A 20,443-nucleotide genomic window follows, 5' to 3' on the forward strand; every position below is an offset into this window, starting at 1 on the left:
TTTTAAATTTTCTGAAAATTTTTAATTCGCTTTTTTATTTTACTCATTACGCTTTTCCTAGTCAATACTTTTGTCGAAACAAGTAGAAATTCTTCTGAATATGCACAATCCTTATTATTCTTTCTATATATCTTTCCATTATTTTTTTGGTATTATTATACATGTCGATTCCGTGAAAAAGGCATGCCCCCTTATTGAGAGCATGCCTTTTTTCACTTATTTCACAGTATATGAACCTTGTTCAATCCAGCTATACATATACTTTTCATCTTCTGTTTCATGTGCTTGTTTTACAATACGAAGCGGACGGAATGTGTCTATCATAACAGCTAATTCAAGCGTCTCTTTCTTCCCTATACTTGCCTCTGTTTTCCCCGGATGCGGTCCATGGGGAATCCCGCTCGGATGAAGTGTAATAGAACCTTCTTCCACACCTTTGCGACTCATAAAGTTTCCTTCTACATAGTAAAGAACTTCATCACTATTAACATTACTATGATAATATGGTGCCGGAATTGACTCTGGATGATAATCGTATAAACGTGGTACGAAAGAGCAAATAACAAAATTATGTCCTTCAAATGTTTGATGTACTGGCGGTGGCTGATGAATGCGCCCTGTAATTGGTTCAAAATCCTCTACATTAAATACCCACGGATATAAATAGCCATCCCATCCCACAACATCTAACGGGTGGTGTCCTAAAACATGTTTATGCATATAGCCTCTTGATTTTGTCATTACGACAAACTCGCCTTTTTCATCATATGTCTCTAATTTTTCTGGACCACGAAGATCTCTTTCACAAAACGGACTATGCTCTAACAATTGTCCGTATTCATTTCGATAACGACGCGGCGTTGTAATTTGGCTATTCGCCTCTACAACAAGAAACTTAGTCTCTCCTTCATCTGGAATAACACGATAAATCGTTCCAATTGGAATCGTTACATAGTCGCCTTTTCTATAGTGAATCGTTCCAAACATCGTTTCAATTTTCCCTGTTCCATAATGAACAAATAACATTTCGTCGCCATCACCATTACGATAGAAATAATCCATTTTTTCTGTTGGACTCACTACTCCAATTAATAAATCTTCATTTCCAAGTATGAAATTCCGTCCACTTATTGCATCACCACTTTTTTTACTTTCTTTCGTTCGAAAGTGGCGATGAGAAAGAGCAACATCCTCTTCATACTGCAACTGACAAGAATGCGATAATGCAGAATGACCTACTTCTGTCGGCATATAATGATGATACAAAATAGACTGCGTACCAGAAAAACCTTTTGTTCCCATTACCTGTTCACGATAAAGCGATCCATCTTTTTTACGAAATTGTACATGTCGTTTATGAGGTAGTTCTCCCATGTGACGATAAAACATGCCCATCACCCGCTTCCTTTTCTTTTTTGATCGTATTACGTAGTGTACCTAAACCAGTAATCGACAGTTCTACAACATCTCCATCTTGTAGCCACTCTTCTGTACCCAGTTCTAAAATACATCCTGTTCCTACTGTCCCAGAACCAATCACATCTCCTGGATATAACGTAACGTCCTCTGAAGCACGTTCAATCATTTCAGCAAATGTATAGTAAATATCTTGGAAGTTTCCTTTTGATAATAGTTTTCCATTTACATGAGCAGTCATTTCTAAATTATATCGATCACCATTACGATAAACGTCTAATTCCTCTTTCGTAACAAGATGTGCTCCTAAAGAAGTTGCAAAGTCTTTTCCTTTCGCTGGACCAAGACCTACTTTCATTTCTGTTGCTTGTAAGTCTCTCGCACTCCAGTCGTTCATAATACAATAACCAAAAATATATTCCTCTGCTTGCTCACGAGAAATATTTCGCCCTTCTCTTCCTATTACGCAAGCAATCTCCAACTCATAATCAAGCTTTTTAGACTTTTTCGGACCAATTACAAAATCACTGGAACCAATTACAGCACGATGATTAGTAAAATAAAAAACCGGAATATCATACCATTCAGGCACAACATCTAATCCTCTTCGTCCGCGAGCTGTTTTTACATGTTGTTCAAATGCGTAAAAATCTCGAATACTACTCGGATTAGGAAGAGCAGCTGTCAATTGTACTTCTTCTAAAGCATATATACCCTTATTTGGATTCTTAATATTCCGCACTACTTCTACATACTCATCCGCTTTCTCTAAAAAAGCAATCATAGAAGAAGGGATTTTCCCTTCACTAGCAAGATTCATATCTATTACTTTGTCACCTTCAAGCCATCCAGCCCGTAGTTCTTTTGAAGGAAGACGAAATGTAACAAATTTCATCCTGATTCCTCCTTATAAAAATGAAATTTCCACCAGCAAAGGGACTTTTGCTGGTGGATATAAATCTTATAAGTTTCCGCGACGCTCTTGTTCTCTTTCAATTGATTCGAATAACGCTTTAAAGTTTCCTTCACCAAATCCACGAGAACCTTTACGTTGAATGATTTCAATAAATAAAGTCGGGCGATCTACAATTGGTTTCGTAAAGATTTGTAGTAAGTAACCTTCATCATCACGATCTACTAAGATCTTTAATTCTTTTAACTTATCAATTTCTTCATCGATTTTTCCAACTCGTGCAGTTAACTCATCATAATAAGTATCAGGTGTATCTAAAAACTCCACCCCATTTGCACGAAGCGCTTCAACTGTTTTAACAATATCACTTGTTAATAAAGCAAGATGTTGTACACCAGCTCCATTATAGAATTCTAGATACTCTTGAATTTGTGACTTTCTCTTTCCATCTGCTGGTTCGTTAATAGGAAACTTAATACGACTTCCATTCGTCATAACTTTCGACATTAACGCCGAATACTCTGTACTAATATCGTCATCATCAAAATGAATCATTTGTTTAAAGCCCATAACATTCTCGTAATAACTAACCCACTCTTCCATTTTTTCAACATTACCAACTACATGATCAACAGCAATTAAACCAGACTCTTCAAATGGAATATTAAATTCTACCTTTTGGAATCCTGGCATAAATGCCCCTTTATAATTTTTACGCTCTACAAGCGTATGAATTGTATCACCATACGTACCAATAACTGCTTTTTTCAATGTACCGTCCTCATCTGTTAATTCCTGCGGTGGAGCAATTGCGACGGCACCACGTTTCACTGCTTCTGAGTATGCTTTATCAACATCATCAACAAGTAGTGCCACATCCTTCACGCCATCACCATGAGTCTTTACAAACTCTGCAATACGATTTTCACTACTTAAAGCTCCAGACACAACGAAACGCATATTTTTTTGCACAAGAACATAAGATACCTTTTCACGGTTTCCAGTTTCTAATCCAGAGTAAGCCACAATTTTGAATCCGAACGCTCTCGCAAGATAATAACTCGATTGCTTCGCATTCCCTACGTAAAATTCCAAATGATCTACATCACGTACTGGAAAAAAGTCCTCCATTTGTGCAGCTAGCGTATCCATAGATTTTTGTTTCATAATATCTTCATCCCCCTGTAAATAGATTAAATGGTCCATACTTAAAACCAACCGAAAACGCTTCCAACATTAATTAATAGAAATTAGTTAGCAAGCTAACAAATTCTGACCTTTAAAATTTTCTATCTTTTCTGTTAAATTCCTCTTTTTTTCTTACATATAAAATTCGACTTTTTTCTCTTTGAAATAAAGCGGGATTTTATTCAGTGGATTTTTGATTATTCGTTGAATCAAGTTTCAACCGCAGCGTTTAATTAGCCATGAATGCTGGATAATGAGGTAACTTTAATACTTGAGGGGATATAAGAAGAATATAAAAAAGACTCCAACATATTAACTACTTACTAATACGTTAGAGTCTTTATTTTTTTTGAATGATTGTATTTATATATCTCATACTAATACATTTGCAAGGAATAGAATAAATGATGTTAATATTACTGCTCCACCTAAGGATCCTAATAAATCTGTTTTTGTTACTTGAAACACTTGTTCACTGTTCATATCCCTCATTCTCCTTCCTTTTTTGTTTGATTTAAAACTTCTATTATACTAATACACTTGATAAAAATACGATTAATGCTGTTAATACTACCGCTCCACTTGCTGATCCTACGAAGTCACCTTTTGTTACTTGTAATACTTGCTCTTTCATATCTTTCATTCTCCCTTCTTTTTCCTTTGTTACAAAGCTTCTATTATACTAATACGCTTGATAGAAATACGATTAACGCTGTTAATACTACTGCTCCACTTGCTGATCCTACGAAGTCACCTTTTGTTACTTGTAATACTTGCTCTTTCATATCTTTCATTCTCCCTTCTTTTTCTTTTGTTACAAAGCTTCTATTATACTAATACGCTTGATAGAAATACGATTAACGCTGTTAATACTACCGCTCCACTTGCTGATCCTACGAAATCACCTTTTGTTACTTGTAATACTTGCTCTTTCATATCATTTATCCTCCCTTTTTATAAGTTATCTATATGTAATTTTTAAGAAATGTTTATTTCATAGTTTTTATGTTAACGTTACATTAATTTTGATAACGTAACGTTTGTAACATTAATGTAACATAACTATTATTACGTTGCAATATAATTACGTAAAATTTATTACACTTTTTTTACGTTTTTTTATAATAACCCTCAAAAACCTTTATTTAATGCGTTTTTCACTAAGTTCACGTTTGTAACATTTGTGTAACATTACAGTCATAAAGTGAAATGTAGTCATATTCCTCCCTATTTTTGTTATAAATCGTTTATTTAGTGACACTAAACCTATCTAATCTTTTACTTACTTTTAATATGAGATAAAATACCGTCTTTCCAAGATAAGTTTATATGTTTCCTCTATATAACTATGTATAATGAAAACAAAGAGGTGGTCATTTTGAAATTAATCGCATTAGATATGGATGGTACACTACTATCATCTAATCTTGAAATCTCCAAAGAAAACCTACAAGCAATCCAAACTGCACAAGAAGCTGGTCATATTGTAATGATCTGTTCTGGTCGTGCGAAAGAGGATGCTTTAAAGCTATTGGAAGAATATAAATTATCTCTTCCAGTCGGAGCAAGCAATGGGGCTATTGTTTATGTGGATGGAAAAGTAATTAACTCGCGTTGTATACAAAACGACAAAGTGTACAAACTTGCAAAATTACTAGAATCTGAAGGTTTCCCATATAAGCTATATACGAATAAAGGAGTTTATTCTCCATATACATGGCAAGATCAAGTGATGCAAGCATTCGAAGAAAATAAGCATGCGCTTGATGTTACATTAGAGGAACTTGAACGAATTACAGAAAAGCAAAAGAAATCGAACCTAATTACTGATTTCAAAGAAATAGAAGATGTTGTAAATAACCAAGAACTAGAAATATCTAAATTCTTCATTTTAACGTTTAATGCAGCGCATCGCGCACAACTATTAAGTATATTACAAGAAGATGCTGATATTATGGTTACAGCATCAGCTCCTACTAACTTAGAAATTATGGATAAGAATGGACATAAAGGAAACGGGATACAGCAGATGGCAGCTCATTTTAATATCCCTATTGAAGATACAGTTGCTATTGGTGATAATTTTAATGATGTACCGATGTTAGAAGTAGCAGGCTTATCTGTTGCAATGGGCAACGCTGAAGAAGATGTAAAAAAGCTATGTGATGTTGTAACATTAACAAACAATGAACATGGTGTTGCTCACGCAATCGAGCAATTTGTATTGAAACAAACTTCATCTAGTAAATAAAAAAGGACTCTTTCAATTTGAAAGAGTCCTTTTTTATACGTGATGACAAGCAACAAAATGCTCTGCACCAACATTACGGAATTCTGGTACTATTTTTTTACAAACATCCGTCGCAAATGGGCAACGTGTATGAAAACGACAGCCCGAAGGTGGATTTGCCGGACTTGGAATATCCCCTTCTAGTATAATTCGCTCTCGCTTCACTGTTGGATCTGGTATTGGAACAGCTGATAACAATGCTTTCGTATAAGGATGTAGCGGATTGGTAAATAACTCATCACGCGGTGCTGTCTCCACAATCGTACCTAAATACATAATTCCGATTTTCGTACATAAATGTTCTACTACACTTAAATCATGCGAAATGAATAAATAAGATAATCCCTTTTTCTCTTGTAACTCACTAAATAAATTAATAATTTGTGCTTGGATAGATACATCTAGTGCCGCCACAGGTTCATCAGCTACAATAAATTCCGGATTTAATACCATAGCTCTTGCGATTACGATACGCTGACGTTGTCCACCAGAAAACTCATGGGGATACCGGTCAATATGATAAGGAGCTAACCCACATAACTCCAATACTTCAATTACCTTTTCACGAACATTTTCTTTCGTCGCTAATCCGTGGGCCAACATTGGCTCTCCAAGCGCTTCTCCAATTCTCATTCTCGGATTTAATGAGCTAAATGGATCTTGGAAAACGAGCTGCATATTAGGGCGATGTTTTCTTAATTCATCCTTGGATAAAGAATGAACATCTTTCCCTTTAAACTTCACTTCTCCCTCCGTTTTTTGAACGAGGCGTAAAATTGTTTTTCCTATTGTTGTTTTTCCGCTCCCTGATTCGCCAACGAGACCAAACACTTCACCTTTATTAATAGTAAAACTTACTCCATCAACCGCTTTTACATGCCCAATTGTTCTACTAAATACGCCACCCTTAATTGGAAAATATGTCTTTAGATTTTTCACCTCTAATAATGGTTCACTCATTGTTCCGCACGCTCCTCATATAGCCAGCAAGCTACTTTATGATTTTCATCATTTACATTTAGATTTGGGGCTTCTTTTTCACATATTTCCATACAATGCTCACAACGCCCACTAAAGTAGCAAAACTCACCTAAACCAACTAAATTCGGAACTTGCCCTGGAATAGAATATAGTTTATCTATTCGTTTTCCCATTACTGGTTTTGATTTCAATAATCCTTTCGTATAAGGATGTTTTGGATTTTGGAATATCTCTAGTACTGGGGCTTCTTCAATAACTTTCCCGCCATACATAACGACAACATAATCAGCCATTTCCGCTACGACACCTAAGTCATGTGTAATTAATAAAATCGACGTTTTAAATTCTTCTTTCACTTGTCTTAGTAGATCCAATATTTGAGCCTGAATAGTAACATCAAGAGCTGTTGTTGGTTCATCCGCAATTAATAACTTAGGATTACAACTAAGTGCAACAGCAATCATAATACGTTGTAACATCCCGCCGCTCAGTTCATGCGGATAAGAATGGACGATTTCATCAGCGCGGGCTATGCCAACTTTACGAATTAACTCAATTGCCTTCTTATATGCTTCATTTTTACTAAGTAATTCATGCTCCCTTAACGTTTCTACAATTTGCTCTCCTACAGTGAAGACGGGGTTTAGCGATGTCATCGGTTCTTGGAAAATCATCGCAATATCATTCCCTCGTAAACTACGAAGCTCTTTCTCTTTCATTCCTAAAAGACTTTTTCCTTCATATAAAATATCTCCACCTACTACACTGCCTGATTCAGCAATAAGTCCCATAATAGATAACGCCGTTACACTTTTTCCGCAACCAGATTCACCTACAACACAAACAGTTTCACCTTCTCGAACAGAAAAACTAACATGATTCACAGCTTTTACTGTCCCTTCTTCTGTCTGAAAGTGTGTTTGTAAATCTTTCAGCTCTACTACCGCTTTACTCATATCTCCTCACCTACCGTCTCATCTTTGGATCTAATGCATCACGAAGTGCATCACCAAGTAAATTAATTGATACAACTGTTATAAAGATTGCAAAACCAGGCGGAATCCATAACCATGGACGCTTTTGGAAATCGATTAATGAGTTAGCTGCGCTAATCATGTTCCCCCATGATGGTGTAGGTGGAACGACTCCGAGACCTAAGTAACTTAGTGCGGATTCTCCCAAAATAGAACCTGCAACACCTAATGTAGATACGACAATTAAAATGGGTAAAACATTAGGTATTAAGTGATATATAATTTTCCGGTAATCTTTTATTCCTAACACATCCGCAGCTTGCATAAATGCTTGCTCCCTAAGTGATAAAATTTGCCCTCTTACAAGGCGTGCAAGCCCTGGCCAACCTACTAAACTTAAAATAATCATAATGACATACAAACGATAATCAGACGGTACTTTCCACTCTGATAAAATCGCACCCATTATAATAAGTAACGGTAATCCTGGCATCGACATTAAAATATCTGCAAGTCGCATAATAATATTGTCCACAATACCACGATAAAAACCTGCAATCGCTCCTAATAAAGCTCCAAGTATAACCGATAAAACCATTGAAGCTAAACCAATGGTTAATGAAATACGTCCCGCTTGCATAAGCCTTGTTAAAATATCTCTTCCTAATTGATCTGTACCAAGCCAATGAGAAAAACTAGGTGGTTTGTTAATGAGCGCAACTTGTATTTTTCCTGATGCATATGGAGAAAAGAACGGACCGATAAAACAAAATAAAAACATAAAAATTAATGCATAAAACCCTACAAGTGCCATCTTATTTTTCTTTATCTTTTTAAAAGCTTGTCGCCATGGTGATGATTCATTTCTTCTCTTTTTTTCTTTTTTTTCTGTAATTACTGTAACAGTCTCCATTTCTTTCCCCCTTACTTCAACCGAATTCTTGGATCAACAACTGCATATACGATATCTGCTAAAAAGTTTGAAACGATTGTTAAACAAGAAAGAAACATCGTAAATGCCATCAATACTGTATAGTCACGGAAATTTAATGCTTCTAATTGAATATTACCAATCCCTGGCCAATTAAAAATTTGTTCAATAATAATTGCCCCAGAAAACAATCCAGGTAATTCAAATGCTAATAACGTAATTGCCGGTAAAATTGCATTTTTTAATGCATGCTTATAAATAACCGTCTTCTCCTTCAAACCTTTCGCTCTTGCTGTTCGTATGTAATCTTGTCTTACAACCTCTAACATACTTGTTCTAAAATAACGAGTTAGCGAGCCGACCCCAAGAAGTGTCAAAATAAATACTGGTAAAATCATATGTTTTGCAACTTCTATCACGTAAGCAAATCCTGTTGAATTACTGCCAACATCAATCATTCCACCTATCGGTAATAACTTAAAGTCAACCGCAAACACCTTAATTAAAAACAAACCGATAAAGAATGAAGGGAATGACATTGCTGCAAAAACACCGATTGTTACAAGTTTATCGAATAAAGAATGTTGCTTCGTCGCCGAGAATACACCGATAATAAGTGCAATTAGCCAAATAAAAAACAATGCAATAATTGCTACACTAAAAGAATTCCAAATAAATTTATTTAATAATGACGTTACAGGCTCTTGATATTGAAGCGAGAAGCCAAAGTCCCCTTGCAATGCATTACCTAACCAATGAAAATAACGCTCAACAATTGGTTTGTTCAACCCATATAACTCCCTCAGTTCAGCTGCTCTTTCCGGTGTAATTTTCGGGTTTGAATCAATATAATCCCCAGGAAGAAGTGCGAACAGGACAAAGATAATAATTGATGTACCAAGCAGTGTAGGAATCATTTGTAACAACCTACGAACAATATATGTTTTCACCCTTTTTCTCTCCAATCTTATGCTTAAAATAGAAGAACATTTTTTCAAAGCGGCACATTACTAACCGAATGAAAAAATGTCTTCTACTTATACATTCTTATCGTTATTTTTCAAATGATAATACTGGTAAGTTTGCACTAATACTGTTGTACTTTTCAGGATCAATTCCTTTTATATTCCCGTTATAACCAGTAATTGTTCTACGGTAGTTTAATAGAATTACTGGTGGATCATCACTTAATTCTTTATACAATTCTTTATAAATAGGTTTACGCTTTTCGATATCTACAGTTTCAATACCTTTTTGAATTAGCTCATCTACTTTTGCATTCTTATAACCAAGACTAGTTTCATTTGCAGTAGACAAATATTCACCAGCTGTTTCACTCGGATCACTTGTAATCGGTGTCGAAACAGAAGCTAAATCATAATCCCCTTTGTTTACCTTAGAAAGCATCGTATTAAAGTCCATAAATTCAGGATTAAACTCTACACCTATTTCTTTATAATTCTCTTTCGCAATCGGAATTAATAAATCACTATCTTTAGCCGAACTTGGACCGAAATAAGAAAGTTTTAATTTTTGACCATCTTTTTCACGAATTCCATCCGAACCAACTTTCCACCCTGCTTCATCTAATAATTTTTTCGCTTTTTCTTTATCGTATTCGTATTTATTAACTCCTTCTTCCGTATAAGCCCAAGAAGTTGGATGAATTGGTACATTGGCTACTGTACCGTATCCTTTTAACGCTGTATCAACATATTTTTTGCGGTCTAATCCGTAAATAAGTGCTTGGCGAACCTTTTTATCCTTTAAGTAAGGCTTATTATTATTCATATAAATATAACTAAATGACGGTGCTGTTTCAATTTGGATATTTGCGAATTCTAAAGCCTTAGCCTGTTCAAGAACCTCATCACCAGTACCTAAGCCAGTATGGTCAACTTCTCCTGTTTGGAATAACTGAAGCTTCGTATCACCAGAAGTAATTTTATAAATGAAGTTTTGAATTTTTGGTTTACCCGCATAATAATTTTCGTTTGCTACAAAACGAACTTCTTGACCTGGAATATACTTTTCAAATTTATATGGACCCGCAGCTAATGGCTTTCCATATAAATCTTTTAAGTAATCTAAGCTTGTATTTTGCTTATAATCTTTTCCATAATAAGCTTTTGATAGTACTGTACCTCCTAAAACAAATATAGCTTGTGAATTCACTTTTTCAGTTGTAATTTTAATTGTTTGTGGATCAACAACTTGAATACCTTCAATTGAAGTTGCTTTCCCTTCTTTATATTCTTTACCACCTTTAACCGCATATTGAGAGATATCTACTTCACCTTCATATGCCTTATCATGTAAAAGCGTCAATGTGAAAGCTACATCATCCGCCGTTAATGGCGATCCATCACTAAATTTCAAATCTTTACGTAAATGGAATGTATATGTTAACTGATCAGAAGAAACGTCCCACTTCTCAGCTAATTCTGGAATTGGTTTCCCTTGTTTATCGGTTGATACGAGAGATGCAAAAATAACTGAAGTTACGTTTCCATCCCAACCATTTTGTTGGAAGTATGGCAAAAATACGCCGCCTGGCTTACTAATACCAACTACTAACGTATCTTTTCTATTCTTCGCTTTGTCTGGCACTTTCGTTTTATCTGTCGCAGCGATCTTTTCAATTTTCACATTTTTTAAATCCTGCTGTTTAACCGGCTCTGTAGAAGCCGCGTCCTCCTGTCCCCCACAAGCAGACAACACAAGCGAACTACTCATTAATACCGAAAATACACCAGCCCATTTTTTTGTCTTTTTCTTCATTGTCCCCACCCTAACTTTTTATGATTATACCCTCTGAACGAATTACCTTATGTATGCCTCCCACAGCAACATTTATAGCCAATCGGAAAAGTCGGTTTTAATCGTAAAAAATAGATGTTTTTGAGGGGTAACAATCTTATTCCGACCTTTCCGGTAGACTTTATGGTTATTAGCTTATATCGTTCATTATGTTTTGTCAATTCTTTCTAAATAAATATTTTTAGAATTTTTCCAAAATTATCACTCTACATTTATACTTTAAGAAAACTCAGCTATAATTCGTATTAAAACTTAAAAATCTACTTCTATTCCTTCAGTATGAAACATAGAATACTAATAACCAATTACAAAAAAGGGGGCGAAAATATGGACAACCTATTCCAATACGTCCTGCACTACGTATTATTAACAATTATGATAGTCGGAGCGCTATTACTATTCCCGTTCTTCCCAAAGTTCGTCCTCTTTTTAGCTTTTTTTATCATGCTCGGGATCGCTATTATAATTTCAACGAAAGAAGATGCCACGCAAAAAGAGAGCAGAGTTCAGCGCGTAAAGCTGTAACTTTGCTCTCTTTTTGTTTTCATTCACTAGTCTCTGTTACACATATTTATTCCGCTATTTGCCGGGCAGTAAGACCCCCACTGATTAAAGTTTCACTTTATCTCTCGGGAAATAATTAGCCTTTGTTTTTGTAATTACTCCTATCGAAAAACCACTAATGACATTTATTTTTCAGCTTATCATTTTCATATGTTTCACAAACTATGCAAATTAAGGAAAATGGATTTATCTAAGTTACTGTTTCACGTGAAACACATCGCTTCATTTAACCTTTAAAGCAAAATATTATTATGAAAAAAGCCACTTCCTCCAGCAAAACTGAAAGGAAGTGGCTTTCTACTCATTACTCCACCATATTCTCTAATTCATTATATAAATCTGCTCGTAACAACTCTTTCTTCGTTTTTTCCTCATATAATTTTTCAAGTCTTTCAACATCAGCTACATATTCCATTTCACTTTCTAATGCATATATATCTTCTTCTATATGCATTAACTCGTTTTCAATCTCCGCAAAACTTCTAGAATCTTTCTTTTTTATAGAGATTGCTTCAACACTTTTTCTTCCATGGTGCTTATGCTTTATTACTTCCTCCTCAAGCTTTTCTTCCCACTTTTGACGAGCCCATGCATAGTTTCCTGCAAACTCAAATAATTTGCATCTATCAATCCAGTACGTCTTTTCAAATAACTTATTTAAAAAATATCGATCGTGTGAAACAGCTAAAATCGTTCCGTTATATTGCTCAAGGGCTTCCTCTAAAACTTCCCTTGATTCAATATCAAGATGGTTTGTCGGCTCATCTAAAATTAGAAAATTGATGTCTTGATACATAAGTTGCGCAAGTCTTAATCTCATTTTTTCTCCGCCACTAAGTTGCGTTACTTTCTTAAATACTGCTGGACCATAAAACAAAAACTTAGCTAATATATGTCTTGCTTCTCCTTCTGTTACAGCCACATTCTCTCTGAATGCTTCCAATACATTACTCTTCATATTTTCATATGCATGTTGTGATAAATAACCAATTTTGACACTACTACCAATTCGAATTTCACCAACGTCTGGATTTATTTCTTCTAATAGTAGTTTTAATAATGTAGTCTTTCCTGTACCATTACGACCAACGATAGCAGCACGCTCTTGAAAACGAACATGTAAATTCGCTTGTTCAAATAAAGATCGGCCAGCAAAACCTTTACTCACTTCTTTCATTACAACAACATCTTTTCCGCTTCTCTCTTGCCCTTCAAACTGAAGACCCATCTGTTTTCTTTCTAAAATCGGCCTCTTTAATTTCTCTATACGCTCTAACGCACGTTCCATATTCCTCGCTCTTTTATGCAATCCTTCATTCGGAGGATTCGCTTGATTTGCCCATTCACGTAGGCGCTTAATTGCTTCTTTCATTTTCTTTATTTTCTTTTGCTGCTCTTGATAAGCTTGAAACTCTTGAAGTAATCTTTCTTCCTTCTCCTCAACGAACTGAGAATAATTCGTATGGTACACGTGAATCTCTCCATCTTCCAGATCAAAAATTTTCGTTACAACTTCATCAAGGAAATAGCGATCGTGTGAAATAACCATAACTGTTCCATTATATTCTTTTAAAAATTTCTCTAACCATTCAACTGCAAACAAATCTAAATGATTTGTTGGTTCATCTAATAGAAGTAAATCTGGTTTCTGCAATAGCATATATGCAAGGCTTACTTTCGTCTGTTCTCCTCCACTTAATTCCGTAAATACTCTTGGAAATAAGTCTGTTACTTGTAAGCCATTTGCTACCTTCATTATATTTGCCTCTATTTCATAACCACCGAGAAATGCAAATTTTTCTTGAATTATTCCGTACCTCTCCATTAGCTTTTGCAAAGAAGATTGTTCCTGCTCCTCCGCCATATTTTTTTCTAGAGCATGCATTTCTTTTTCTAATTCCTTTTCTACTTTAAAAGCGGAACTCAATACATCATATACAGTCATGAACTCATCAAACTTCGGAATTTGTGCGACATGACCAATACGTGTACCTTTCTTCATATGGATGGCTCCTGCATCCAAACTCTCCATTCCCGTCAGAAGCCCAAAGATTGTTGTCTTCCCACTACCGTTACGACCAACTAACCCAACACGTTCACCATTCTTTATTTCAAGCGATATATTTTCAAATATGATGTTTCCACCAAAAGATTTCGTTACATTATTTACACTACAAATAGTCATTTTCCGTACTCCTTTCAATATAAAAAACCATGAGAAAGAAACATTCCCCATGGTTTTCGGCATAGAAAAAGGAAGCCAAATAGCTCCCTTTTCACACGTTTATTAAAAATGGGTGAAGAGATTTCTATCGTTCAATAGTCACTATGCAATTGTTAAAAAAGGGCATACGTATCCCGTTAACAACTACATCATGAAAAATCGCACGACAAAAATAGATAAAATCTAAAAATTTGGCACGCGCAGCTAAAGAACGTTTCATCTCATTCACCCCTTTCGTACGGAATTTAATACTTACTTCTTTATTATACTTTCCAATTTCATGTTTGAATAGTCATTTTTCTGAAAATAATGAAGATAGACTAAACATTTCAATAAGTGACATCAAATCTTACAAAACTGTTATGTTCACGTAATGGAAAGCGATAGTACGAAAAGATGCCTCCCTATACAATAAAGATGTAAACAAGCGAGACAAACAAAAGGAGGAAACAAACATGATAAAAGAAATCGTAAAAGCAATCTTTGAGGTATTAGTGAACGGACAAGCAGTTGTAAAAGAACTAAATGAACTATAAAAAGGAGTGAAGAAATATGATGAACATGGTGAAAATGATTTTACACGCTTTAGTCGATGCAAAAGCAGTTAGCCAAGAATTAAACCAACAATAAAAAGGGGTATATGAATATGAAGAAAGCCATTATTATAATTGCAAGCACAGCAATTACCTTATACACAATAAAAAAGAGAAAAAAGAAAAATAATGAAAATGTTCTATATTATCCATACACGCTATTAGAGAAAAAATAAAAGACAAGGTACCCTATCGTAATGAGGATATCTTGTCTTTTATTTTTCCCCTATTCCTTTAGAGGATTTCCTTCTCCTTTTCCCGAATGTATTAAGCGGGATTTTTACACATATTTTAAAGGGGCATATATACAAATGGATACACAACAACTATATTTTTTAAACGATATCGGTAAACAAAAACCAGAAAGTATTCGGAATAGAAGCGCTGCATGTCCATTTTGCGATAAAGAACAATTAACGGATATTTTAGCAACTGATGGTTCTATTATTTGGTTAAAAAATAAATTTCCTACATTACAAGATACATTTCAAACAGTGTTAATCGAAACCGATAATTGCGAAGATCATATCGCAACATATACAAAAGAACATATGAGAAAATTACTGCAATTTTCTATTCAACATTGGTTACACTTACAGAAGAACGAAGAGTTCGCATCTGTGATTTTATATAAAAATCACGGTCCATTTTCAGGTGGAAGTTTGCATCATGCACACATGCAAATTATCGGAATGAAATATGTAGATTATCTTGAAAATATTGAAGAAGAAAATTTCCAAGGGTTAATTGTTCAAAAAAATGAACGCATTGAGCTTAATATTTCAGAGCGTCCCATTATTGGCTTCACTGAATTCAATATAATCATTGATAATATTTCATATATAGATGAAATGGCAAATTACATTCAGCAAACTGTACGTTACATACTGACAGATTTCCATAAAGGATGCAGTAGTTATAACTTATTCTTCTATTACTTAAATGGAAAAATTATTTGTAAAGTTGTACCTAGATTTGTCGTTTCACCATTGTATGTAGGATATAAAATACCGCAAGTTTCTACAAAACTAGAAGAGGTGAAAATACAACTCACGCAGTATTTCACGAAAGAAAAGAATGAAATTATTCATAAAAAAACAGAGTAGGTATAGAAAACCTACTCTTTTATTACACCTTTATTTCGATAGTACACATCTTCTAATCCGATGTTATACTTCATGTTATTATCCGTCCACTCTGGCCCTAAATTCCCTGGCCATCCAGATGTATTCGCTATATATTTCAGTAATGCAAAATCAGTCAAACCTTTTTGCACCCCACGCTTATATCCTTTCATTAAATGCGGCATTGCAATTTGCGCATTTGTACGTGGATCTTTCAGCTCATCATCAGTTAAATGTTCTGGTGCAAGCCCGCCGCCGCGGTGTAGTTGAAACAATCCGAATGAAGTTCCATTATCTCCAACACTTCTTGGATTTAATCGACTTTCATGCTCGGCAATTGCAAGAGGTATCCATTCTGGAAGATTTACTTTCTTCGCTTCCTCTATAATGATTTGTTTCATCTGTTTTGCTTCTTCTGAATCAACATAGCTTGTTCCATTCACTAGCTTATCCATTCCTTCAGACTTTCCTTGGAAATATAAATATACTCCAAGAACAACTAAAAATCCTACAAAGAATTTCTTCACTACCTCTACCTCTTTCTCCGCTGAAATTTGTCCCCTTTCAGCCTTCCCTTTACAATTACCTACATTCTATTACTCTTTTATCATAGCAAATAACTATACATATTATCATCATGCTTTAGACCGATTTTGTGAAAAAACAGCTGGTAAATACGGGCAAAAATGTAACTTTCATAGACTATAACGCATTTATTGTATATAATTGTAAACTGAACTCTATATATAGAATAGGAGCGTACAAAATGAAAAAATGCCTAACACTCTTGTTCAGCATTTTACTACTCATCCCTACCTACACCTCTGCACAAACATCATCAAAACCAAAAGTACTTGTTTTGTATAGTACACAAGACGATAAAGTTTCAAATAATGTCCAAATCCTTAATACTCAATTAGGACATTTTACAAATGATATAACCGTAAAAAAATTAAAAGAAGCAACTTCAATTAATAACGTATCCTCCTATACACATATTGTTTATATCGGTGAAACAAAAGAAGCGTTTTCTGATGAAACGAAACAATTTCTAGAAAACTTCTCCGGCCCTATATTAGTATTAGGACAAAATGTTGAACAATTATCTAAGCGTTTTTCTTTCATTACTTTGAAGAGTGATGATATACGAGTTAATAAAATTGAATATCCAGACAAGAAGCTAAAAAATACCTTAGAAGAGGAACGATTAATTCAATTATTTGATACGAATGGAACTTTGCTTGCTAACGCCTTAAGCTCAAATAACACTAATCCACTAATTGTTCAGCATGAAACATCTTATTATGTTGCAACACCTAACCTCTTTGACTGGATGTCTCATTACGTCGGTGAAATGTTATTTTCTTATTTCGGCCAAAAACCAACGAAAAATAAAGTTGAAGCTTATTTACGCCTTGAGGATGTTCACCCAGCAGCAGATATAAATCAATTGAAAGAAATTGCTGAATTACTAAAAGAGAAAAAGATGCCTTACATGATTACTGTTATTCCGGTATATAAAGATCCAGATACAGGAAAGATAATACATTTAAAAGATAGACCAGAACTAGTTGATCTTTTACGCTCTATGCAAGATGATGGTGCAGCAATTATTATGCATGGTTATACTCACCAATTTTATGACAGTGAAACAGGTGAGGGCTTTGAATTTTGGGATGTAAAAACAGATCAACCAATTCGCCAACCGAAGCATGAAAAACCGAAGACAAAAGATGACTTTCCAAATATAGAGGCATATAACCAATATGTAAAAAAAGGGGAAGAATTCGAGGAAAAATATACGAAAGATCATATCGAAAAAGGAATTCAAGAACTTGTAGATGCTAAACTATATCCTGTTGCCTTTGAAGCACCTCATTACACGATGTCTCAAAAAGGATATGAAATATTATCAAGGTACTTTTCAACTTATGTAGGACAACTACAGTTAAATGATACAACTTGGAAATCCATGCACTCACCATATTATACAAGTACTCCGTCATTTTTACATGGAATGAAACTATTGCCTGAAACAGTCGGATTTATTGAAGAAGATACGCCACAAACTATTGCTAAAATGAAAGAACGTGCTCTATCTGTTTCTAAATTATCAGATGGAGTTATTGGTGCATTCTATCATCCTTACTTAGGTGTGAAACCATTAAAAGAAGTATTAAAGGATCTAGAAAGTATTCCAAATATAGAATGGATTGATTTACAAAAGGAAAAGAATGAAGTAAAAATGAAAGATATTCATATTACGACGAATAAAGACGGCATTCACGTTGAAAAACCAACCAGTGCGAATGACATAATTGATTATATAAAGCAATATGGCTTCTTCCTTATACTGGGGTTCGTTATCATTGTCTTTCTTTTATTATTAAAACGTGCGAAAAAATTAGAATCCTAATACAAAACCACCGAGCGGAACGCTCGGTGGTTTTTTTCATATATCAAACCGTGGCATTTTATTAAATAAATTCAACTTTTACTTTTTCCGTTACATTATGAAAATTATAATTCTCCTATCCTTTCAAATAAAATCGACTTGTATTTTCATATATTGTTTCTGCGACCTTATCAATGGATATGTTTTTTATAGAACTAATTTCCTTTAATACCTCTCGAATCATTCTTGGATGCGTTATAACACCCTCTTGAAATTCCCACGGTCCATCTGTTTCTACCATCATATATTCAAGCGGATAATACGAAACGATTTTTCTAATCTTCTCCTTATGTAAAACATCCGGTGTAATCGAAATATAATAACCATTTCTCATCATCCGTTTCATTGTTTCATCGCTTCCTTTAAACCAATGGAAGTGTGCACGTGAAACTTTATATTTCTCTAGCAAATCACATACAATGTCAGCATCTTCATAAACTGCGTGTAATACAATCGGCAAATTATACTTACTAGCTAGTTCTATAAATTTTTTCAATACAGCTATGTATGGATCTGCAGCAATTCTTTCATCTTCTTTTCTCAAATAATAGGGCAAACCTACTTCACCAATCGCAACAATTTCCTCTGCGTTCTGTTCAATAAGTTGATAAATCTGTTCACACTCTTCTTTATGAATCTGTTGCTCTGGATGAAACCCTATCGCTGGATATATAAAGGGATACTTCTTCGCTAAAGATAACGTTTCCTTACAAGATTGATAATTCATAGATACTGCAATAAGCCCCTTTATTTCATTACTATTTTCCACCTCTTTCAGTAATCTGCTCTTCTCTTCATCCTTATATTGATCAACATGTATATGACTATCAATCCATTTCATCTTTATGCCCCCATAAAAAAAACAAGAAAGGACTTCCTTTCTTGTTTTAGCATCTATATTATTTAACAATTAAGTTTGTTATGATATCAAATAATCCAATACACACTACGGCAACAGTAAAGTAGCTACAGAAATCTTTAATTGGTAACTTCACTACTTCTTCTTTACGCATCCCATTCTTCTCCCTTCTTACTAGATCCCTAATTATTTTTCTATCTGTATCTATTATGCAAAAAATATGACAAATTTACTATCGAATTAACTTACGTAAACCTTACAATGTTGTAAGGTTTAAAAAAGGATCCCCATCTTTATTCAGATGAGGATTATTAAAAATTAGTTGGTTTTTCATTCTTCATTACAAACAGAAAGTAATACATTGAGACTTTCTAGTTACACTATATGAAAATTACTATCTTTTAACTATCGAATTACATTACAGAAGGCTTACATGTTTGTAAGTTATGTGTAATGTAATTCGATAGTTCCCCTTACTTATATTTCGTACAATAAAGTTAGGAAGTAAGCCAAATAAGAAGAACACTCACATAACCAAATTACATTGCTAGTAGCTACTCTTCTTATACCTTTCACCCATGCTACTACAATGTACCCCCTTCCTCTTTATATAATAAAAAAGCCTTAGTCTATATGGACTAAGGCTTTTTTGTTAATCTTAAAAATACCCTTACCCAGTATTTTTATTTTCGACAAAAAATAGCTGGGGGTATATTTTACTATCTCATCGTTAAAAGTTTGCTCTTCGCATTTATAGGAATATTTGCAACCTCAATCTCTTCAATCGATTCACCGTAACGTCCTTTTGCAAAAACCTTTAATGCTTCATCTCTCTTTAACATATGCTTAACCGTTTTCTTTATTTTCTGCTCTCTACCACGTTCATCGAATGCAATAAATTCATATTCATACCACTCATCACCAATATGCTGACCAATTGTATTCACAACCGTATAGTATTCTTTCGTCTTATAAAATGGATTATATTTATCGATAACCGGTCCAAGTTTCGTAGGCAGTAACATTACTACTATCACTATCATCGCTATTATAGTAGTGATCATTTTTTTCTTCATAATAAACATTCCTCCTCTGCAGGATATATATACAT

The 20,443-nt window shown here is 34.4% G+C and carries 22 protein-coding genes; 5 read left to right on the forward strand and 17 right to left on the reverse strand.

Annotated elements, in window-relative coordinates:
• Positions 1 to 216: 216 nt before the first annotated feature.
• The 7 genes from DN404_RS25395 to DN404_RS25425 all read right to left on the reverse strand — a co-directional run bounded on the left by DN404_RS25395 (position 217) and on the right by DN404_RS25425 (position 4,453).
• Positions 217 to 1,389 carry a homogentisate 1,2-dioxygenase gene (locus DN404_RS25395; RefSeq protein ID WP_013141710.1) on the reverse strand — a complete coding sequence of 391 codons (1,173 nt, stop codon included), beginning with the start codon at positions 1,387 to 1,389 and terminating at the stop codon, positions 217 to 219.
• The gene (locus tag DN404_RS25400) at positions 1,355 to 2,311 is read right to left on the reverse strand and encodes a fumarylacetoacetate hydrolase family protein (protein ID WP_000674004.1); all 957 of its coding nucleotides are present in this window, start codon (positions 2,309 to 2,311) and stop codon (positions 1,355 to 1,357) included. The genes DN404_RS25395 and DN404_RS25400 overlap by 35 nt, the downstream gene beginning before the upstream one ends.
• A gap of 66 nt (positions 2,312 to 2,377) precedes the next feature.
• Complete coding sequence (gene hppD / locus DN404_RS25405; protein WP_000810922.1) at positions 2,378 to 3,496, reverse strand: 4-hydroxyphenylpyruvate dioxygenase; 1,119 nt, start codon at positions 3,494 to 3,496, stop codon at positions 2,378 to 2,380.
• Positions 3,497 to 3,889: 393 nt separating this feature from the next.
• Positions 3,890 to 4,000, reverse strand: coding sequence for a DUF3948 family protein (locus tag DN404_RS25410; RefSeq protein WP_001083690.1), 111 nt, complete (start codon positions 3,998 to 4,000; stop codon positions 3,890 to 3,892).
• Positions 4,001 to 4,043: 43 nt separating this feature from the next.
• Positions 4,044 to 4,160 carry a DUF3948 family protein gene (locus tag DN404_RS25415; RefSeq protein WP_000654250.1) on the reverse strand — a complete coding sequence of 39 codons (117 nt, stop codon included), beginning with the start codon at positions 4,158 to 4,160 and terminating at the stop codon, positions 4,044 to 4,046.
• 34 nt (positions 4,161 to 4,194) lie between these two features.
• A complete protein-coding gene (locus tag DN404_RS25420; protein ID WP_000654250.1) occupies positions 4,195 to 4,311 on the reverse strand; it encodes a DUF3948 family protein in 117 nt (38 codons plus the stop codon).
• A 34-nt stretch (positions 4,312 to 4,345) separates the two neighbouring features.
• Positions 4,346 to 4,453 carry a DUF3948 family protein gene (locus DN404_RS25425; protein ID WP_000664237.1) on the reverse strand — a complete coding sequence of 36 codons (108 nt, stop codon included), beginning with the start codon at positions 4,451 to 4,453 and terminating at the stop codon, positions 4,346 to 4,348.
• Positions 4,454 to 4,895: 442 nt separating this feature from the next.
• Here DN404_RS25425 and DN404_RS25430 point away from each other — a divergent pair, with 442 nt between their 5' ends.
• Positions 4,896 to 5,768 carry a Cof-type HAD-IIB family hydrolase gene (locus DN404_RS25430; protein ID WP_149215602.1) on the forward strand — a complete coding sequence of 291 codons (873 nt, stop codon included), beginning with the start codon at positions 4,896 to 4,898 and terminating at the stop codon, positions 5,766 to 5,768.
• 33 nt (positions 5,769 to 5,801) lie between these two features.
• Here the strand turns inward: DN404_RS25430 and DN404_RS25435 are convergent, their stop codons facing one another.
• From DN404_RS25435 to DN404_RS25455, 5 genes are all read right to left on the reverse strand, one after another.
• Complete coding sequence (locus DN404_RS25435) at positions 5,802 to 6,767, reverse strand: ABC transporter ATP-binding protein (RefSeq protein ID WP_001294518.1); 966 nt, start codon at positions 6,765 to 6,767, stop codon at positions 5,802 to 5,804.
• Positions 6,764 to 7,744 (reverse strand): ABC transporter ATP-binding protein, encoded by a 981-nt coding sequence (locus DN404_RS25440; protein WP_000030789.1) that lies wholly within the window; start codon positions 7,742 to 7,744, stop codon positions 6,764 to 6,766. The genes DN404_RS25435 and DN404_RS25440 overlap by 4 nt, the downstream gene beginning before the upstream one ends.
• 10 nt (positions 7,745 to 7,754) lie before the next feature.
• Positions 7,755 to 8,675 carry an oligopeptide ABC transporter permease gene (gene opp4C / locus DN404_RS25445; protein ID WP_000451077.1) on the reverse strand — a complete coding sequence of 307 codons (921 nt, stop codon included), beginning with the start codon at positions 8,673 to 8,675 and terminating at the stop codon, positions 7,755 to 7,757.
• Positions 8,676 to 8,686: 11 nt separating this feature from the next.
• Positions 8,687 to 9,643, reverse strand: a complete 957-nt coding sequence (locus tag DN404_RS25450) for an ABC transporter permease (RefSeq protein ID WP_000860748.1) — start codon at positions 9,641 to 9,643, stop codon at positions 8,687 to 8,689.
• 103 nt (positions 9,644 to 9,746) lie between these two features.
• A complete protein-coding gene (locus DN404_RS25455) occupies positions 9,747 to 11,474 on the reverse strand; it encodes an ABC transporter substrate-binding protein (protein WP_000730692.1) in 1,728 nt (575 codons plus the stop codon).
• A 366-nt stretch (positions 11,475 to 11,840) separates the two neighbouring features.
• On the opposite strand from DN404_RS25455, the gene DN404_RS25460 reads away from it, so the two are divergent.
• Complete coding sequence (locus tag DN404_RS25460; protein ID WP_000369248.1) at positions 11,841 to 12,038, forward strand: hypothetical protein; 198 nt, start codon at positions 11,841 to 11,843, stop codon at positions 12,036 to 12,038.
• A gap of 343 nt (positions 12,039 to 12,381) precedes the next feature.
• Here the strand turns inward: DN404_RS25460 and abc-f are convergent, their stop codons facing one another.
• On the reverse strand, positions 12,382 to 14,262 hold the full coding sequence (abc-f, locus tag DN404_RS25470; protein ID WP_000150889.1) for a ribosomal protection-like ABC-F family protein: 1,881 nt from the start codon (positions 14,260 to 14,262) through the stop codon (positions 12,382 to 12,384).
• Between the two features lie 124 nt (positions 14,263 to 14,386).
• On the reverse strand, positions 14,387 to 14,521 hold the full coding sequence (locus tag DN404_RS31065) for an RAxF-45 family protein (RefSeq protein ID WP_000830643.1): 135 nt from the start codon (positions 14,519 to 14,521) through the stop codon (positions 14,387 to 14,389).
• Between the two features lie 420 nt (positions 14,522 to 14,941).
• Here DN404_RS31065 and DN404_RS25475 point away from each other — a divergent pair, with 420 nt between their 5' ends.
• Complete coding sequence (locus DN404_RS25475; RefSeq protein WP_002023099.1) at positions 14,942 to 15,070, forward strand: hypothetical protein; 129 nt, start codon at positions 14,942 to 14,944, stop codon at positions 15,068 to 15,070.
• A 135-nt stretch (positions 15,071 to 15,205) separates the two neighbouring features.
• Positions 15,206 to 16,000 carry a DUF4931 domain-containing protein gene (locus DN404_RS25480; protein WP_025710407.1) on the forward strand — a complete coding sequence of 265 codons (795 nt, stop codon included), beginning with the start codon at positions 15,206 to 15,208 and terminating at the stop codon, positions 15,998 to 16,000.
• 11 nt (positions 16,001 to 16,011) lie between these two features.
• Here the strand turns inward: DN404_RS25480 and DN404_RS25485 are convergent, their stop codons facing one another.
• Positions 16,012 to 16,545, reverse strand: coding sequence for a transglycosylase SLT domain-containing protein (locus DN404_RS25485; RefSeq protein WP_000713249.1), 534 nt, complete (start codon positions 16,543 to 16,545; stop codon positions 16,012 to 16,014).
• Positions 16,546 to 16,784: 239 nt separating this feature from the next.
• Between DN404_RS25485 and DN404_RS25490 the strand changes: the two genes are divergently transcribed.
• Positions 16,785 to 18,434: a DUF2334 domain-containing protein gene (locus tag DN404_RS25490; RefSeq protein WP_149215603.1), complete on the forward strand. Its 1,650-nt coding sequence runs from the start codon at positions 16,785 to 16,787 to the stop codon at positions 18,432 to 18,434.
• A 115-nt stretch (positions 18,435 to 18,549) separates the two neighbouring features.
• Here DN404_RS25490 and DN404_RS25495 read toward each other — a convergent pair whose 3' ends face one another.
• Both DN404_RS25495 and DN404_RS25500 read right to left on the reverse strand, forming a co-directional pair.
• The gene (locus tag DN404_RS25495; RefSeq protein WP_016124200.1) at positions 18,550 to 19,314 is read right to left on the reverse strand and encodes a TatD family hydrolase; all 765 of its coding nucleotides are present in this window, start codon (positions 19,312 to 19,314) and stop codon (positions 18,550 to 18,552) included.
• A 737-nt stretch (positions 19,315 to 20,051) separates the two neighbouring features.
• Positions 20,052 to 20,408, reverse strand: coding sequence for a YxeA family protein (locus tag DN404_RS25500; RefSeq protein WP_000728422.1), 357 nt, complete (start codon positions 20,406 to 20,408; stop codon positions 20,052 to 20,054).
• Positions 20,409 to 20,443 lie beyond the last annotated feature (35 nt).

This window comes from Bacillus sp. TE8-1 (assembly GCF_008368855.1).
Taxonomy (GTDB): Bacteria; Bacillota; Bacilli; order Bacillales; family Bacillaceae_G; genus Bacillus_A; species Bacillus_A cereus.

Coding starts and splice junctions, on each gene's coding strand:
- DN404_RS25460 (WP_000369248.1), top strand. CDS start 11,841: ATGGACAACCTATTCCAATACGTCCTGCACTACGTATTATTAACAATT.
- DN404_RS25490 (WP_149215603.1), top strand. CDS start 16,785: ATGAAAAAATGCCTAACACTCTTGTTCAGCATTTTACTACTCATCCCT.
- DN404_RS25415 (WP_000654250.1), bottom strand. CDS start 4,160: ATGAAAGATATGAAAGAGCAAGTATTACAAGTAACAAAAGGTGACTTC.
- DN404_RS31065 (WP_000830643.1), bottom strand. CDS start 14,521: ATGAAACGTTCTTTAGCTGCGCGTGCCAAATTTTTAGATTTTATCTAT.
- DN404_RS25400 (WP_000674004.1), bottom strand. CDS start 2,311: ATGAAATTTGTTACATTTCGTCTTCCTTCAAAAGAACTACGGGCTGGA.
- hppD (WP_000810922.1), bottom strand. CDS start 3,496: ATGAAACAAAAATCTATGGATACGCTAGCTGCACAAATGGAGGACTTT.
- DN404_RS25435 (WP_001294518.1), bottom strand. CDS start 6,767: ATGAGTGAACCATTATTAGAGGTGAAAAATCTAAAGACATATTTTCCA.
- abc-f (WP_000150889.1), bottom strand. CDS start 14,262: ATGACTATTTGTAGTGTAAATAATGTAACGAAATCTTTTGGTGGAAAC.
- DN404_RS25495 (WP_016124200.1), bottom strand. CDS start 19,314: ATGAAATGGATTGATAGTCATATACATGTTGATCAATATAAGGATGAA.
- DN404_RS25475 (WP_002023099.1), top strand. CDS start 14,942: ATGAATATGAAGAAAGCCATTATTATAATTGCAAGCACAGCAATTACC.
- DN404_RS25440 (WP_000030789.1), bottom strand. CDS start 7,744: ATGAGTAAAGCGGTAGTAGAGCTGAAAGATTTACAAACACACTTTCAG.
- DN404_RS25410 (WP_001083690.1), bottom strand. CDS start 4,000: ATGAACAGTGAACAAGTGTTTCAAGTAACAAAAACAGATTTATTAGGA.
- opp4C (WP_000451077.1), bottom strand. CDS start 8,675: ATGGAGACTGTTACAGTAATTACAGAAAAAAAAGAAAAAAAGAGAAGA.
- DN404_RS25420 (WP_000654250.1), bottom strand. CDS start 4,311: ATGAAAGATATGAAAGAGCAAGTATTACAAGTAACAAAAGGTGACTTC.
- DN404_RS25425 (WP_000664237.1), bottom strand. CDS start 4,453: ATGAAAGAGCAAGTATTACAAGTAACAAAAGGTGATTTCGTAGGATCA.
- DN404_RS25480 (WP_025710407.1), top strand. CDS start 15,206: ATGGATACACAACAACTATATTTTTTAAACGATATCGGTAAACAAAAA.
- DN404_RS25500 (WP_000728422.1), bottom strand. CDS start 20,408: ATGAAGAAAAAAATGATCACTACTATAATAGCGATGATAGTGATAGTA.
- DN404_RS25395 (WP_013141710.1), bottom strand. CDS start 1,389: ATGTTTTATCGTCACATGGGAGAACTACCTCATAAACGACATGTACAA.
- DN404_RS25455 (WP_000730692.1), bottom strand. CDS start 11,474: ATGAAGAAAAAGACAAAAAAATGGGCTGGTGTATTTTCGGTATTAATG.